The sequence below is a fragment of the Mycobacterium sp. OAS707 genome (genome assembly GCF_014873705.1).
Classification (GTDB): Bacteria; Actinomycetota; Actinomycetes; order Mycobacteriales; family Mycobacteriaceae; genus Mycobacterium.
This window is the reverse complement of the sequence record NZ_JADBDS010000001.1, coordinates 200123-214901: the sequence shown is the minus strand read 5'-3', so window position 1 is coordinate 214901 and position 14779 is coordinate 200123. Positions and strand designations below refer to the sequence as shown.

Genomic DNA, 14779 nt, shown 5'->3' with positions numbered 1-14779 from the left:
TAGTTGTTAGCGGCTGTTTGGGTCGGCTACGCGATAGGCTGGCGGCATGGCCGTCCCGCTGATCTGGCTAATCGCCGCACTGGCCCTCGCCGGGGCCGAAGCGCTCACTGGCGACATGTTCCTGCTGATGCTCGGTGGCGGCGCGCTGGCCGCAGCCGGTTCGAGTCTGGTCTTCGACGACTTCTGGGTGCACGGCGCGGTTTTCCTGGTCGTGTCGGTGCTGTTGCTGGTGCTGGTGCGGCCCGCGCTGAAGCGTCATTTCATGTCGGGCAAGGGCCTGCCTGAGCCGGTCAAAGCGCTCGAGGGAAAGAGCGCGCTGGTGCTCGATCGGGTGGCGCGCCATGAAGGCCAGGTGAAACTCGATGGCGAAATCTGGACGGCGCGCCCGTACAACGACGACGATGTCTACGAACCGGGCGACCACGTCACCGTCGTGCACATTGACGGCGCCACCGCGGTCGTTCAAAAAGTGGTCTAGAGAAAACTGGACAACCAAGGAAGGAACGCGTCATGGAAGGTGCCGTCGCCGGCCTGATCCTGGTCGGGGTGCTGGTGGTATTCGCCGCCATCATCGTGGCCAAGTCGATCGCGCTGATCCCGCAGGCCGAGGCCGCGGTCATCGAACGGCTGGGCCGCTACAGCAAGACCGTGTCCGGTCAGCTGACGCTGCTGCTGCCGTTCGTCGACAAAATCCGCGCCAGAGTAGACCTGCGCGAACGGGTGGTCTCGTTCCCGCCGCAGCCGGTGATCACCGAGGACAACCTGACTGTCAACATCGACACCGTGGTGTACTTCCAGGTCACCAACCCGCAGGCGGCGGTCTACCAGATCAGCAACTACATCGTCGGCGTCGAGCAGCTGACCACCACCACGCTGCGCAATGTGGTCGGCGGCATGACGTTGGAGCAGACGCTGACGTCGCGCGATCAGATCAACGGGCAGCTGCGCGGCGTGCTCGACGAGGCCACCGGCCGATGGGGTCTTCGGGTGGCACGAGTAGAGCTGCGCAGCATCGACCCGCCGCCGTCGATCCAGGATTCGATGGAAAAGCAGATGCGCGCCGACCGCGAGAAGCGAGCCATGATCCTGACCGCGGAAGGCTCCCGCGAGGCGTCGATCAAGCAGGCCGAAGGCCAGAAGCAGGCGCAGATTCTCGCGGCCGAGGGTGCCAAGCAAGCGGCGATCCTCGCGGCCGAGGCCGATCGGCAGTCGCGCATGCTGCGCGCCCAGGGCGAACGGGCCGCGTCCTACCTGCAGGCACAGGGCCAGGCGAAGGCGATCGAGAAGACCTTCGCTGCGATCAAGAGGGGCAGGCCGACCCCGGAGATGTTGGCCTACCAGTACCTGCAGACGCTTCCGCAGATGGCCAAGGGCGAGGCGAACAAGGTCTGGCTGGTGCCCAGCGACTTCGGGTCGGCACTGGAGGGCTTCACCAAGATGCTGGGCGCCCCGGGCTCTGACGGTGTATTCCGCTACACCCCGTCTCCGGTAGAGGAGGATCTGCCTGCGCCAGAAGACGATTCCGACGAGGTCGCCGAGTGGTTCACGACGCAGACAGACCCGGCGATCGCGCAGGCCGTCGCCAAGGCCGAGGCGGACGCGCGTGGCTCATCGGGCATCGGCGCCTTGCCGCCGCCGCCGCTGCCGCACGACACCATGCCGACGATGCAGTATCCGCCGCTGTCACAGCAGCCACAGGACGGGCCGCCGCAGGCGCCTGGACGGCACGGCGGCTAGTCGACTCAACCGGTGATCGCCGGCTCGGTGTCGGGAGCCGAGTCGGCGAGCCGGTCGCGGTGATGGCGGCGGTGGATACGGATCTCGTAGACCAACCCCGCGATGCCGATGCTCGCGGTGCACAGCGACACCACGAACAGCAGCGGGCTGACGTGCCCGGTGAGCGCGTCGCCAAGTATGACGACGGCGGCGGTGCCTGGCAGCAGACCCACCACGGTGGCCAGTGTGTACGGGAGTACGCGCACCGCGGATGCCCCGCACGCGTAGTTGACGACCGAGAACGGCATCGCCGGGATCATTCGCATGGAGATCACCGTCGGCCAGCCGCGCTCGCGTAGCCGCGCGTCGACGGACTCCACCCGGGAGTGCTTGACCAGCCGGCTCAGTTGCCAGCCTGCGGCGCGCACCAACAGCAGCGCGATGACAGCGCTCACCGTGCTGGCCAGCACCGCCAGCGGCACACCTAGGTAGGGCCCGAAGAGCAGGCCTGCGGCGAGTGTGAACACGGTGCGGGGAAACGGGAAGACCGTCATCACAATGTGTGCCGCGAGGAACGCCAGCGGGAACCACGGACCGGCCGCTTTCACCCAATCACGCAGCTGAATGGCTGTCGGCAGCGGCACCAGCCAGGCGACTGCGACGAGAATCACAATTGCTGTCAGGATCGCGATGAAGCGGCGGGGCGAAACCGTCGACGCCGTGGAAATCACCGCAGCACGCAGCGCGCGCAGGGTGCTGACGACGGGTTTCATGCCTACCCACACTACGGCCCGCGCGGCGGCGACACGTTCTGCGCGTCGGTGTGAGTCGGCCAACCGGCAGGCGCTGCTGTGATGGCGATCATTTAGCCTGATGGCTGTGCAGAAACCCGGTGTTACGGATTCCGATGTCGCGAAGTGGCGCTCGGCGGTAGCCGGCGTCCTTGCCAAGAGCACCCGGCGTGACCCCGCGGATTTGCCCGCCGAGCCTGAGCGGCTGCTGGACTCGCTGACCTACGAAGGTTTTCCGGTCCGCCCGCTCTACACCTCGCTCGACGAGCTGCCGGAACCGGCACTGCCGGGGCAGTGGCCGTTCGTGCGCGGTGGCGATGCGCTGCGCGACGTCAAGTCCGGCTGGCGGGTTGCCGAAGTCTTTCCTGTCGACGGATCCTCGCCGGCCGACGCGAACGGCGCTGTGCTGGTTGCGTTGACCGAAGGCGTAAGCGCGCTGGTGCTGCGCGTCGGCGGCTCGGGGCTGGATCGGCTGCTCGACGGTGTGTTCCTCGATCTGGTGCCGATCGTGCTCGACGCGGGTGCCGACTACGTCGCCGCATCGGATGCGGTGCTGGCACTGTTGACCGATCTCGATGACGACCAGCGCTCGCGGCTTTCGGTGGATCTCGGTGCCGACCCGTTGACCGCGCCGCTGAGCGGGCGCGCCACGGCGAACCTCGCCGATGTCGTTGCCGTGGCCGCGAAGGCCACCGGGTACGACGGCGGCGTGCGCGCGATCACCGTCGACGGCCCGGCGTTCCACAATCTCGGCGCCAGCGCATCCTGGGAATTGGCGGGCAGCATCGCCGCGGCCGTCGGGTATCTGCGGTCGCTCGGGGACGGCGGCATCGCACCGCGGGATGCACTGCGACAGCTCAGTTTCCGGTTCGCCGCCGACGACGACCAATTCATGACCATCGCGAAGCTGCGCGTGGCGCGCCGGCTGTGGGCCCGCGTGGCAGAGGTGGTGGGGGAGCCCGACGCGGGAGCCGCCCGGGTGCATGCGGTCACGTCGCTGCCGATGATGGCGCAGCGCGATCCCTGGGTGAACATGCTGCGCACCACAGTGGCGGCGTTCTCCGCGGGCGCAGGCGGGGCGGACACCGTGCTGGTTCACCCGTTCGACGTCGCCATACCCGGTGGGTTCCCCAGCACCGCAGCGAGTTTCGCGCGCCGTATTGCCCGCAACACCCAACTGCTGCTGCTGGAGGAGTCGCACATCGGCCGGGTGCTCGACCCCGCGGGCGGCTCATGGTTTGTCGAGGATCTCACCAAGAGCCTGGCCGAGCAGGCGTGGAAACACTTCCAGGACATCGAATCCCGCGGGGGCTTCGAGACCGCCCGCGACTATGTCGTCGCACAGATCACCGAGGTGGCCGAGCGCCGCGCCGACGACATCGCGCATCGGCGCACCGCGATCACCGGCGTCAACGAGTATCCGAACCTGGCGGAACCTCCACTACCGCAAGGTGATTCCCTGGAGAACGTGGTGCGCTACGCCGCGGGCTTCGAGGCGCTGCGGGAACGATCAGACGCGTTCCTGGCAAAGACCGGATCGCGGCCGACGGTATTGCTGCTGCCGCTCGGGCCGCTGGCCGAACACAACATTCGCACCACATTCGCGACCAACCTGCTGGCCTCCGGCGGCATCGAGGCGGTCACCGAGGACGCGGCAGCCAAAGTCGCGGTGATCTGCGGCACCGACGCTCGCTACGCCGCAGAGGCCTCGGCGGCCGTCGAGTCCGCGCGCAAGGCCGGCGTTTCGCACGTCCTGCTCGCAGGCCCGGAAAAGGCTGTGGCCGAGGCTGATTCGAAACCCGACGGCTATGTGACCGCAGAGATCGACGCGGTCGAGGTGTTGTCCGACCTGCTCACCCGATTGGGGGCCTGAGGTGACCGCGACCACTGGAATCGGCAGTTTCGCCGACGTACCACTGCACGGCGAGCAGAACAGCGCGCCGGCCACCGCTGCCGCCGTCGCCAAGCACGTCGAAGCCGCGGCCGCCGCGCACGGCTACACCCCGGACCAATTGGATTGGGCCACCCCTGAGGGCATCGACGTCAAGCCGGTGTACATCGGCGCAGACCGCGATGCCGCCGTCGAGGCCGGCTACCCGCTGAACAGTTTCCCCGGCGAGGCGCCCTACATCCGCGGTCCGTATCCGACCATGTACGTCAATCAGCCGTGGACCATCCGCCAGTACGCCGGGTTCTCCACCGCTGCAGAGTCGAATGCGTTCTACCGCCGCAACCTCGCCGCAGGCCAAAAGGGTCTCTCGGTCGCATTCGACCTTGCGACCCACCGAGGCTATGACTCCGACCACCCGCGCGTGCAAGGCGACGTCGGAATGGCAGGTGTGGCAATCGATTCGATCCTCGACATGCGCCAGCTGTTCGACGGCATCGACCTGTCGACGGTCTCGGTTTCGATGACCATGAACGGCGCAGTGCTTCCGATCCTCGCGCTGTATGTGGTGGCAGCAGAGGAACAGGGAGTGGTGCCGGAGAAGCTGGCCGGGACCATCCAGAACGACATCCTCAAAGAATTCATGGTCCGCAACACCTACATCTACCCGCCCAAGGCGTCGATGCGGATCATCTCCGACATCTTCGGCTACACCAGCACCAAGATGCCGAAGTTCAACTCGATCTCGATCTCCGGCTACCATATCCAGGAGGCCGGTGCCACAGCCGATTTGGAGCTGGCGTACACCCTTGCCGACGGTGTCGAGTACATCAAGGCGGGACTCGACGCGGGCCTGGACATCGACAAGTTCGCGCCCCGGCTCTCGTTCTTCTGGGGCATCGGGATGAATTTCTTCATGGAGGTCGCCAAGCTGCGCGCAGGCCGGCTGCTGTGGAGCGAACTGGTCGCGGAGTTCAACCCCAAGGACGCGAAATCGCTTTCATTGCGCACACATTCGCAGACCTCTGGCTGGTCGCTGACGGCGCAGGATCCGTTCAACAACGTCGCGCGCACCTGCATCGAGGCGATGGCCGCCACCCAGGGGCACACCCAGTCGCTGCACACCAACGCGCTCGACGAGGCGCTTGCGCTGCCGACCGACTTCTCCGCACGCATCGCGCGAAACACTCAGCTGCTGCTACAGCAGGAGTCGGGGACCACACGCCCGATCGACCCGTGGGGTGGTTCGTACTACGTGGAGTGGCTCACCCATCATTTGGCCGAGAAGGTGCGCGCGCACATCGAAGAGGTCAACGAGCACGGCGGCATGGCGCAGGCGATCAGCGACGGCATCCCCAAGATGCGGATCGAAGAGGCGGCCGCGCGCACGCAGGCCCGCATCGACTCGGGGCAGCAGCCGGTGATCGGCGTCAACAAGTACCAGGTTGACGAAGACCACGAGATCGAGGTGCTCAAGGTCGAGAACAGCAGGGTGCGCGCCGAACAGATCGCCAAATTGCAGCAGCTACGCGCCGACCGCGACCCGAACGCCGTCGAGGCCGCGCTGACCGAGCTGAGCCGGGCGGCCACCGAAGGTGATGGCAACTTACTCGAACTGGCCATCAACGCGGCCCGGGCCAAGGCCACCGTCGGCGAGATCTCCGATGCGCTCGAGAGGGTTTGGGGGCGCCATCAGGCCGAGATCCGTACCATCGCCGGGGTCTACCGCGACGAAGTCGGAAAGGTCAGCAATATCTCCAGCGCCACAGAGTTGGTCGAGAAGTTCGCCGAGGCCGACGGCCGCAGACCCCGGATCCTGGTCGCCAAGATGGGCCAGGACGGGCACGATCGCGGTCAGAAGGTGATCGCAACGGCGTTCGCGGACATCGGCTTTGACGTCGACGTCGGCTCACTGTTCTCGACTCCGGAAGAGGTGGCGCGCCAAGCCGCCGACAACGACGTGCACGTGGTCGGAGTGTCGTCGCTGGCCGCCGGGCACCTGACGCTGGTGCCGGCACTGCGCGACGCGCTCGCCGAGGTGGGCAGGCCCGACATCATGATCGTCGTCGGCGGCGTCATCCCGCCCGGCGACTTCGACGAGCTGTATGCCGCCGGTGCGACGGCGATCTTCCCGCCGGGCACAGTCATCGCCGACGCCGCGATCGGCCTGCTGCAGAAGCTGGCCGAGCGGCTCGGCTACCGCCTCGGCTAGATGACCACCCCGGCCGAAGAACTCGCGGCGGCCGTCCGCAGCGGCGACCGCGCGGCCCTGCCGAGGGCCATCACGCTGGTCGAGTCGACCCGCCCGGATCATCGCGAGCAGGCTCAACAACTGCTGCTGGAGCTGATGCCCGAAGCCGGTGGCGCGATGCACGTCGGCATCACCGGGGTGCCCGGTGTCGGCAAGTCGACGACCATCGAAGCGCTCGGCATGTATCTGATCGAGCAGGGCCACCGGGTCGCGGTGCTGGCCGTCGACCCGTCGTCCACCCGCACCGGCGGCTCCATCCTCGGTGACAAGACCCGGATGGCTCAGCTCGCGGTGCATCCCGACGCGTACATCCGGCCGTCGCCGACTTCGGGCACGCTCGGCGGCGTCGCGAAGGCCACCCGCGAAACCATCGTGTTGCTCGAGGCGGCCGGCTTCGACGTGATCCTGGTCGAGACCGTCGGTGTCGGGCAGTCAGAGGTGACCGTGGCCAACATGGTCGACACGTTCGTGTTCCTGACGCTGGCGCGGACCGGCGACCAACTGCAGGGCATCAAGAAGGGCGTGCTCGAACTCGCCGACATCGTGGTGGTGAACAAGGCCGACGGTGAGCACGCGGCCGAGGCCAAGAAGGCGGCGCGCGAGCTCGCAGGAGCGATTCGGCTCATATACCCACGCGAAACCCTTTGGCGCCCACCGGTTCTCACCATGAGCGCGGTGGAGGGCAGCGGCCTCACCGAGCTGTGGGACACGGTGCTCAAACACCGCCAGGTGCTCACCGACGCGGGGGAGTTCGAGACCCGCAGGCGAGCCCAGCAGGTGGACTGGACATGGTCGATGGTTCGCGACACCGTCCTGGACCGGGTGCTGTCGCATCCGGCCGTGCGGAAGATCCGCGCCGAGGTGGAACGCCAGGTGCGCGACGGCGAGCTGACCCCCGCGCTTGCTGCGCAACAGCTGCTCGATGCGGCTGACGTGCAGGGATCTAACTAATTGGTAACACTTCGTTTATTTGCCGGGGTTGCAGGTAAATTCAATACATTGTGACGGGTGTCAAAAGCCGGGAGCGCAGCGCAGCGCTCCCTCACGGCATACAGGGCGCGGCCGACTCGAGCTTCGCCTGCACGGTGCGCGCATTTTCCCAGCTGTTTCCCGGTAAGCGATTCGGTGGCGGTGCGCTTGCCGTCTACCTCCACGGCGAACCGGTAGTCGACGTCTGGACGGGATACGCCGACCGCCGCGGCACGGAGTACTGGACCGCCGATACCGGCGCGATGGTGTGGTCGGTGACGAAAGGTCTCGCGTCGACGGTCATCCACCGACTGGCCGACCGCGGGCTGATCGACTACGACGCCCCCGTCGCTGCCTACTGGCCCGAATTCGCGGCCAACGGCAAGGCCGAGATCACTGTGCGTGACGTGATGCGCCACCGCGCCGGGCTGTCCCAGCTCAACGGAGTGAGCAAGGCCGAACTGCTGGACCACATGGCGATGGAGTCGCGACTGGCGGCGGCGTCGGTGAACAGGGTGCTGCACGGTAAGCCGGCGTATCACGCGCTGACGTATGGCTGGCTGATGTCGGGCCTCGCCCGCGCCGTCACCGGCAAGGGCATGCGCGCGCTGATCCGCGAGGAGTTGGCCGAGCCGCTGAACACCGACGGGTTGCACTTGGGCCGTCCGCCGGCCGATTCGCCGACACGCGCCGCGCAGATCCTCGCGCCGCAGGGCACGCTGAGCAATCCGATCTTCAACTTCGTCGCGCCCCGGGTCGCCGCCATGCAGTACTCAGGGGTGTTCGGCTCGATGTACTTCCCGGGCATGAAAGCCGTTGTGCAAGGGGATATCCCGTTCCTGGACTCCGAGATACCCGCTGCCAACGGCGTGACGACAGCCAGAGGCCTGGCCAAGATGTATGGCGCGCTGGCCAATGGCGGCCGAATCGATAGCAGGCAGTTCCTTTCGCAGGAGCGGGTGACGGGCTGCATCGGCAAACCAAGCCTGCTGCCGGACCGGAACATCTTCGTGCCGATGAGCTTCCACCTTGGCTACCACTCGCTGCCGTTCCCGCCGGGGCTGATGCCTGGCTTCGGGCACGCGGGTCTGGCCGGTTCGGTGGGCTGGGCCGATCCTGAGACCGGGTTGTCGTTCGGGTTCGTCCACAACCGACTGCTCACCAGGATGGTGCTCGACCAGGCGGCCTTCGCGGGGGTCTATGCGCTGATCCGTCGCGACGCCGCGCAGGCGCGCGCGCGGGGCTATCAGACGGTGCCTGCATTCGGCGCGCCCTACGACGTGCAGAAGCCCGTCGCGCTGTAATTCAGCGGTTGGCGTTGGTGAACCATTTGGTCTTGTTGCGCCAGGACTCCGCCGATGTGATCGCGAATCCCGCACCGCACATGCACGCGAACACCCACACCAGGGTGGTACCGCCCCAGGTGGTCTGAAGCGGCGTGATGAAGGCGGTGGCAAGCCGGACGACGCATGCGGCCACGCCCGCCGCCGAGGCGACGAGATAGATGTTGGCCACCCGGCGCGAACGCGGATCCTTGCGCAGCACGAGCAGCGCCCTGGCGCCGTAGGTCAGCAGGTAGATCAGCATGCCGCAGAGCAGCAGCCAGTAGATGTTCAGCCAGAAGTCGGTGGGCACCTGGAAGAAGTCGGCCTTGTATATCTTCGCGCCGTTGCCGAGGGTGAACGTGACCAGCAGCAGCGGGATGCACAGTGTCGCCGGATATTCGACGTACTGCTTGAAGGTTCTCTGCAGCGAGTGGTCGTCCTGCAGCCTGCCCAGCGCGTTGTACACGACGGCGGACGCGGCGACGATGTAGAGGTCGTGGCCGATGTAGTCCTCGAGATTCCACTTGCCGGTCATCGCGTGCAGCCAATGACCGAGCGTCTCCGACGCCCACGGAGACATCAGCAGAACCGCGCCGCCCTGCAATGCGATGTTCAGGGTCGCAGCGAACTCCCAGCGAGACGACCAGGTGACGCGACGGATCCACAAACTCCACCCGATACATGCCAGGGTGATCGCTATCAGGGTTGCCAGAGCCATGGGAGTCGCCTTCGTACTGAGCCTGTCAGCAAAGTGTACGGCTTAGCCGGATTAAAGAGGAGGAGCGTCCGCCCTCGGCTTCATCTCGGATAACTTCGGCGGGCGGGTCGTCTGCTTGGTCTGCACGGTGTCCTGCACTGCCGTCATCGTCGTGAACGGGGCCGACTCGACGTAGCTCCACACTTCCTGGCGGCTCATCAATCCGAACTGGATCTGCAGGTCCGGGTAGCTAAGCGCGAACCTGTCGGCGACTCGCCGCAGTTCCTCGGCGTTCGGATAGTCGTCTTCCTTGATCCGCCGGTAGTACGTGCTGCTCGAGATCCCCAACGCGTCATAGATGTCCTTGGCATCGATGTCGCCGTCTAGGAGATAGTCAAGCAACGCCTTGAGCTGTCTGCCGTTCTCGTCGGTCCGTGGCATGCACTTACGATAGCTGGACTTCCCGCTTTTGGGCAGTACCCTTCGCAAATCGGATGGCTTAGCCGTTATTGACGCAGGTGTCACACTTTTGGGAGCACTCTCCCAATTTTGGGAAACCGGTGTTATGTTAGCTACATGGTTGCTCCCTATTTAGCTGATCAGACCAGCGAGATGACGTATCCGGTCGACACCCTGGCCATGGCCACGTTGCGGGTTGTCGACCATGACATTGCAGACGGGACTGCTCCTGTCCTGGACAAACTGTCCACACCGCCTTCCGAAGAGGTGACCGCGGAAGTTGACGGAGCAACGGAATGGCTGGGGGTGGCGGCCGACGAGATCTTGCTTGCCGCGCTCGGCCGGACCATCGCTCGCACCATCGGTGACGGCGTCGTCGCAATCGACGTCACCGGAGAGCGGCGCTGGCTGCTTCACGGCATCCCGCTGCTGTGCGCGACGTCGCTGCAAGCGAGTCCGACCGACATGCTCCGCGACGTGCACCGCCTGCTCAGTGCAAGCCCCGCGCCGTCGTCCCCGCTGTCGCCGGAGATCTTCCTCAACTACATCGGCACACTGGCCGATGGAACCGACCCCTCATACGAGACGCCGCCGGGCCTTGGCTATGCACTCGAGCTGCGGGTGTACCGCATCGACGGCGAGCTGCACCTCGACTGGTGGTACGACACCACCCGGTTCGACCGCTACACCATCGAAGAGCTCACGGAACAGTTCCCGCTGGCGCTCTTCGAGATGACTTCAGACGCCGCCGCTCCGGTCTGACGTCATCGGGCATCTTCCAGGCGGAACCCAACCTTCATCGTTACCTGGAAATGCCCGATGGCGCCGTCTGCCAGGTGCCCACGAACTGACTGCACCTCGAACCAGTCGAGGCCGCGCATGGTCTCCGAGGCACGGGATATCCCGTTGCGGATCGCCTCGTCGATGCTGTCGGGCGAGCTGCCGACGATCTCGATGATTCGGTACGTGTGATCGCTCATGTCGCGAAGCTACGCGGTTTGGGCTGCCGGTATGCCGGAGTCGGCGGGTGACACGCTGGCCGAGCGCAGGGGCGCGGCGGCAGAGGCGGCGCGCCGCCTGGTCAGCCCTGATTTGCGGCGGCCACTAGAATCGACCTAACGGCACCGATCCGGCCATCACCGGGGAGCCTTCGGAAGAACAGCTGAACCAGCCAAGTAGACCCGAACGGGTGGGCCCGTCATCGCCTGCAGTTGAGCGGCGCACACCTGTGTGCGCAAGCGGGGTGGTACCGCGGCGCTCGCGCACCGGCGCGACGTCGTCCCCGTGCCGAGAGATCTGGCATGGAGACGACGGACCACTGTGACTGCATATCCGAAGCCGACATCCGGCGCTCCGAAGTTCCCGGAGCTCGAACTCGACGTCCTCGACTACTGGGAGTCCGACGACACGTTCCGCGCGAGTGTCGCGCGCCGTGACGGCGCACCGGAATACGTGTTCTACGACGGCCCGCCGTTCGCCAACGGTCTGCCGCACTACGGCCACCTGCTGACTGGCTACGTGAAGGACATCGTGCCGCGCTACCGCACGATGCGCGGCTACAAGGTGGAGCGCCGGTTCGGTTGGGACACCCACGGCCTGCCCGCCGAACTCGAGGTTCAGCGCCAACTCGGCATCGCCGACAAGGCCCAGATCGAAGAGATGGGCATCGAGAAGTTCAACGACGCGTGCCGCGAATCGGTGCTCAAGTACACGAACGAATGGCGGGCCTACGTCACCCGGCAGGCGCGCTGGGTCGACTTCGACAACGATTACAAGACGCTGGACCCGACCTTCATGGAGTCGGTGATCTGGGCGTTCAAGCAGTTGTGGGACAAAGGCCTTGCCTACGAAGGCAATCGGGTGCTGCCGTACTGCTGGAACGACGAAACACCGCTGTCCAACCATGAACTCCGGATGGACGACGACGTCTATCAGAGTCGGCAGGACCCGGCGATCACCGTCGGCTTCCGCGTGGCCGACGGCCCGCTCGAGGGCGCTCATTTGCTGATCTGGACGACGACGCCGTGGACACTGCCGTCGAACCAGGCGGTCGCAGTCGGGCCCGATGTCGACTACGTCCTGGTGCAGGGTCCCGACGGGCGGCGCTACGTGCTGGCGCAGGCACGGCTTGCGGCCTACGCCCGCGAACTCGGTGAGGAACCCGAGGTGCTTGCCACCTACACCGGCCGGGATCTGGTCGAGACGCGGTACGTGCCGCCGTTCCCGTATTTCATGGACGCGCCGAACTCGTTTCGGGTGCTGGCCGCCGATTACGTCAGCACCGAGGACGGCACGGGCATCGTGCACATGTCGCCCGCCTACGGCGAGGACGACATGGTGGTCACGCAGGCGGCGGGCATCTCGGCCGTCACACCGGTGGACGCCAAGGGCCGCTTCGACAAGACCGTGGCCGACTATGCGGGCCAGCACGTATTCGACGCCAACCCGCAGATCATCCGCGACCTGAAGAACCATGGCCGGTCGGCGGGGGTCAATGGCGCGGTGCTGTTGCGCCATGAAACCTACGAGCACTCCTACCCGCACTGCTGGCGGTGCCGAAACCCGTTGATCTATCGGGCCGTATCGTCGTGGTTCATCAAGGTCACCGACTTCCGCGACCGCATGGTCGAGCTCAACGAGGACATCACCTGGTATCCCGAACACGTCAAGGACGGGCAGTTCGGTAAATGGCTGTCCAATGCGCGCGACTGGTCGATCTCGCGAAACCGCTACTGGGGCAGCCCGATTCCGGTGTGGAAGTCCGACGACCCGGACTATCCGAGGATCGACGTTTACGGCAGCCTCGACGAGCTCGAGCGCGACTTCGGGGTGCGACCGGACAATCTGCATCGGCCGTACATCGACGAGTTGACCCGGCCCAATCCTGTTGACCCGACCGGTAAGTCGACGATGCGGCGCATCGAGGATGTGTTCGACGTGTGGTTCGACTCGGGGTCGATGCCGTACGCGCAGGTGCATTATCCGTTCGAGAACCAGGACTGGTTTGACACGCACTTTCCCGGCGACTTCATCGTCGAGTACATCGGCCAGACCCGCGGCTGGTTCTACACGATGCATGTGCTGGCGACCGCGCTGTTCGACCGCCCGGCCTTCAAAACCTGTGTGGCACACGGCATTGTGCTGGGCAACGACGGCCAGAAGATGAGCAAGTCGCTGCGCAACTATCCCGATGTGACCGAGGTGTTCGACCGCGACGGCTCCGACGCCATGCGGTGGTTCCTGATGGCGTCGCCGATCCTGCGCGGCGGCAACCTGATCGTCACCGAGCAGGGCATCCGCGAAGGCGTCCGACAGGTGCTGTTGCCGTTGTGGAACGCCTACACGTTCCTGGCGCTCTACGCGCCGAAGAAGGGCACCTGGCGCACCGATTCGCAGCATGTGCTCGACCGCTACATCCTGGCCAAGCTCGCCGAACTGCGTGACGACCTGACCGAGTCGCTGGACGTCTGCGACATCTACGGCGCGTGTGATCAGCTGCGCCAGTTCACCGAAGCGCTGACGAACTGGTACGTGCGCCGGTCGCGTCAGCGGTTCTGGGAAGAGGATCCCGACGCCATCGACACGCTGCACACGGTGCTCGAGGTGACGGGCAGGCTGGCGGCGCCGCTGCTTCCGTTGATCACCGAGGTGATCTGGCGCGGCGTGACCGGCGAGCGGTCGGTGCATCTGACCGACTGGCCCGAAGCCGGTGTGGTGCCAGCGGATCCAGAACTCGTCGCGGCCATGGACCAGGTGCGCGAGGTCGCCTCGGCGGCGTCATCGTTGCGCAAGGCGAAGAAGCTGCGGGTGCGGCTACCTTTGCCGAAACTGACTGTGGCAGTAGAGAATCCGCAGCGGCTTTCGCCGTTCACCGATCTGCTGGCCGACGAGCTCAACGTGAAGGCCGTCGAGCTCACCGACGACATCGACACCTACGGTCGATTCGATCTGACCGTCAATGCCAAGGTGGCCGGTCCGCGGCTCGGCAAGGACGTGCAGGCGGCGATCAAGGCCGTCAAGGCGGGCGAGGCGGTCCTCAACGAGGACGGCACGTTGACTGCGGGGCCTGCCGTGCTGCAGCCCGAGGAGTACAGCTCGCGGCTGGTGGCCGCCGACCCCGAGTTCACCACCGCGCTGTCCGACGGCGCCGGCTTGGTGGTGCTCGACGGCACCGTGACGCCGGAGCTGGAAGCCGAGGGCTGGGCACGCGACCTGATTCGGGAGTTGCAGGATCTGCGCAAGTCGACGGGCCTCGACGTGTCCGACCGGATCCAGGTGACGATCTCGGTGCCCGAGGACAAGGCGCAGTGGGCCCAGACGCATGCCGACCTGATCGCGGGCGAGATCCTGGCCACCACTTTCGAATTCGGCGAGCCGGTGGAAGGCGCCGAGGTCGGCGACGGCGTGCGGGTGGCGATCGCCAAGGCCTAGCCGGGCGACTCAGCCGACCCGTGCGCCACGGCCGTCGAACGTCACGGTGTCGCCGGAGCGAAGCTGCCTGCCGCGGCGGCGTTCGATCTCGCCGTTCACGACGACCAGCCCGTCGGCGATGACGACCTTGGCGTCTGCGCCGCTGTCGATCAGCCCCGCCAGTTTCAGGAACTGACCCAGGCGAATCGTCTCGTCGCGAATCGGCACATCGTGCATTCCGTCAGGCTATCGACCTGGCATCGGCGGTTGCGG

At 66.0% G+C, this 14779-nt stretch carries 13 protein-coding genes; 8 read left to right on the top strand and 5 right to left on the bottom strand.

Annotated features, from left to right (window positions below; all coding sequences use genetic code 11):
* Positions 1-46: 46 nt before the first annotated feature.
* The gene (locus GGC64_RS01020; protein WP_192720603.1) at positions 47-478 is read left to right on the top strand and encodes an NfeD family protein; all 432 of its coding nucleotides are present in this window, start codon (positions 47-49) and stop codon (positions 476-478) included.
* Positions 479-510: 32 nt separating this feature from the next.
* Positions 511-1737 carry an SPFH domain-containing protein gene (locus GGC64_RS01015; protein WP_192720602.1) on the top strand — a complete coding sequence of 409 codons (1227 nt, stop codon included), beginning with the start codon at positions 511-513 and terminating at the stop codon, positions 1735-1737.
* Positions 1738-1742: 5 nt separating this feature from the next.
* Here GGC64_RS01015 and GGC64_RS01010 read toward each other — a convergent pair whose 3' ends face one another.
* Positions 1743-2489, bottom strand: a complete 747-nt coding sequence (locus tag GGC64_RS01010) for a TVP38/TMEM64 family protein (RefSeq protein ID WP_192720601.1) — start codon at positions 2487-2489, stop codon at positions 1743-1745.
* Between the two features lie 100 nt (positions 2490-2589).
* On the opposite strand from GGC64_RS01010, the gene mutA reads away from it, so the two are divergent.
* Genes mutA through GGC64_RS00990 form a run of 4 tightly spaced genes read left to right on the top strand, consistent with a single transcriptional unit; the run spans position 2590 to position 8919 of the window.
* On the top strand, positions 2590-4380 hold the full coding sequence (mutA, locus tag GGC64_RS01005) for a methylmalonyl-CoA mutase small subunit (RefSeq protein WP_192720600.1): 1791 nt from the start codon (positions 2590-2592) through the stop codon (positions 4378-4380).
* A gap of 1 nt (position 4381) precedes the next feature.
* Positions 4382-6607, top strand: a complete 2226-nt coding sequence (gene scpA / locus GGC64_RS01000; RefSeq protein WP_192720599.1) for a methylmalonyl-CoA mutase — start codon at positions 4382-4384, stop codon at positions 6605-6607.
* Positions 6608-7597, top strand: coding sequence for a methylmalonyl Co-A mutase-associated GTPase MeaB (gene meaB / locus GGC64_RS00995; protein WP_192720598.1), 990 nt, complete (start codon positions 6608-6610; stop codon positions 7595-7597).
* A 50-nt stretch (positions 7598-7647) separates the two neighbouring features.
* On the top strand, positions 7648-8919 hold the full coding sequence (locus tag GGC64_RS00990; RefSeq protein ID WP_192720597.1) for a serine hydrolase domain-containing protein: 1272 nt from the start codon (positions 7648-7650) through the stop codon (positions 8917-8919).
* 1 nt (position 8920) lies between these two features.
* On the opposite strand, the gene GGC64_RS00985 is transcribed toward GGC64_RS00990, so the two are convergent.
* Both GGC64_RS00985 and GGC64_RS00980 read right to left on the bottom strand, forming a co-directional pair.
* Positions 8921-9658: a hypothetical protein gene (locus GGC64_RS00985; RefSeq protein ID WP_192720596.1), complete on the bottom strand. Its 738-nt coding sequence runs from the start codon at positions 9656-9658 to the stop codon at positions 8921-8923.
* A gap of 51 nt (positions 9659-9709) precedes the next feature.
* Complete coding sequence (locus tag GGC64_RS00980; RefSeq protein WP_192720595.1) at positions 9710-10078, bottom strand: XRE family transcriptional regulator; 369 nt, start codon at positions 10076-10078, stop codon at positions 9710-9712.
* Between the two features lie 135 nt (positions 10079-10213).
* Here GGC64_RS00980 and GGC64_RS00975 point away from each other — a divergent pair, with 135 nt between their 5' ends.
* Complete coding sequence (locus GGC64_RS00975) at positions 10214-10858, top strand: hypothetical protein (RefSeq protein ID WP_192720594.1); 645 nt, start codon at positions 10214-10216, stop codon at positions 10856-10858.
* Positions 10859-10860: 2 nt separating this feature from the next.
* On the opposite strand, the gene GGC64_RS00970 is transcribed toward GGC64_RS00975, so the two are convergent.
* Positions 10861-11076 (bottom strand): dodecin, encoded by a 216-nt coding sequence (locus tag GGC64_RS00970; RefSeq protein ID WP_192720593.1) that lies wholly within the window; start codon positions 11074-11076, stop codon positions 10861-10863.
* 316 nt (positions 11077-11392) lie between these two features.
* Here GGC64_RS00970 and ileS point away from each other — a divergent pair, with 316 nt between their 5' ends.
* Positions 11393-14527 (top strand): isoleucine--tRNA ligase, encoded by a 3135-nt coding sequence (gene ileS / locus GGC64_RS00965; RefSeq protein ID WP_225951287.1) that lies wholly within the window; start codon positions 11393-11395, stop codon positions 14525-14527.
* A gap of 9 nt (positions 14528-14536) precedes the next feature.
* Here ileS and GGC64_RS00960 read toward each other — a convergent pair whose 3' ends face one another.
* On the bottom strand, positions 14537-14743 hold the full coding sequence (locus GGC64_RS00960) for an RNA-binding S4 domain-containing protein (protein WP_192720591.1): 207 nt from the start codon (positions 14741-14743) through the stop codon (positions 14537-14539).
* Between the last annotated feature and the right edge of the window lie 36 nt (positions 14744-14779).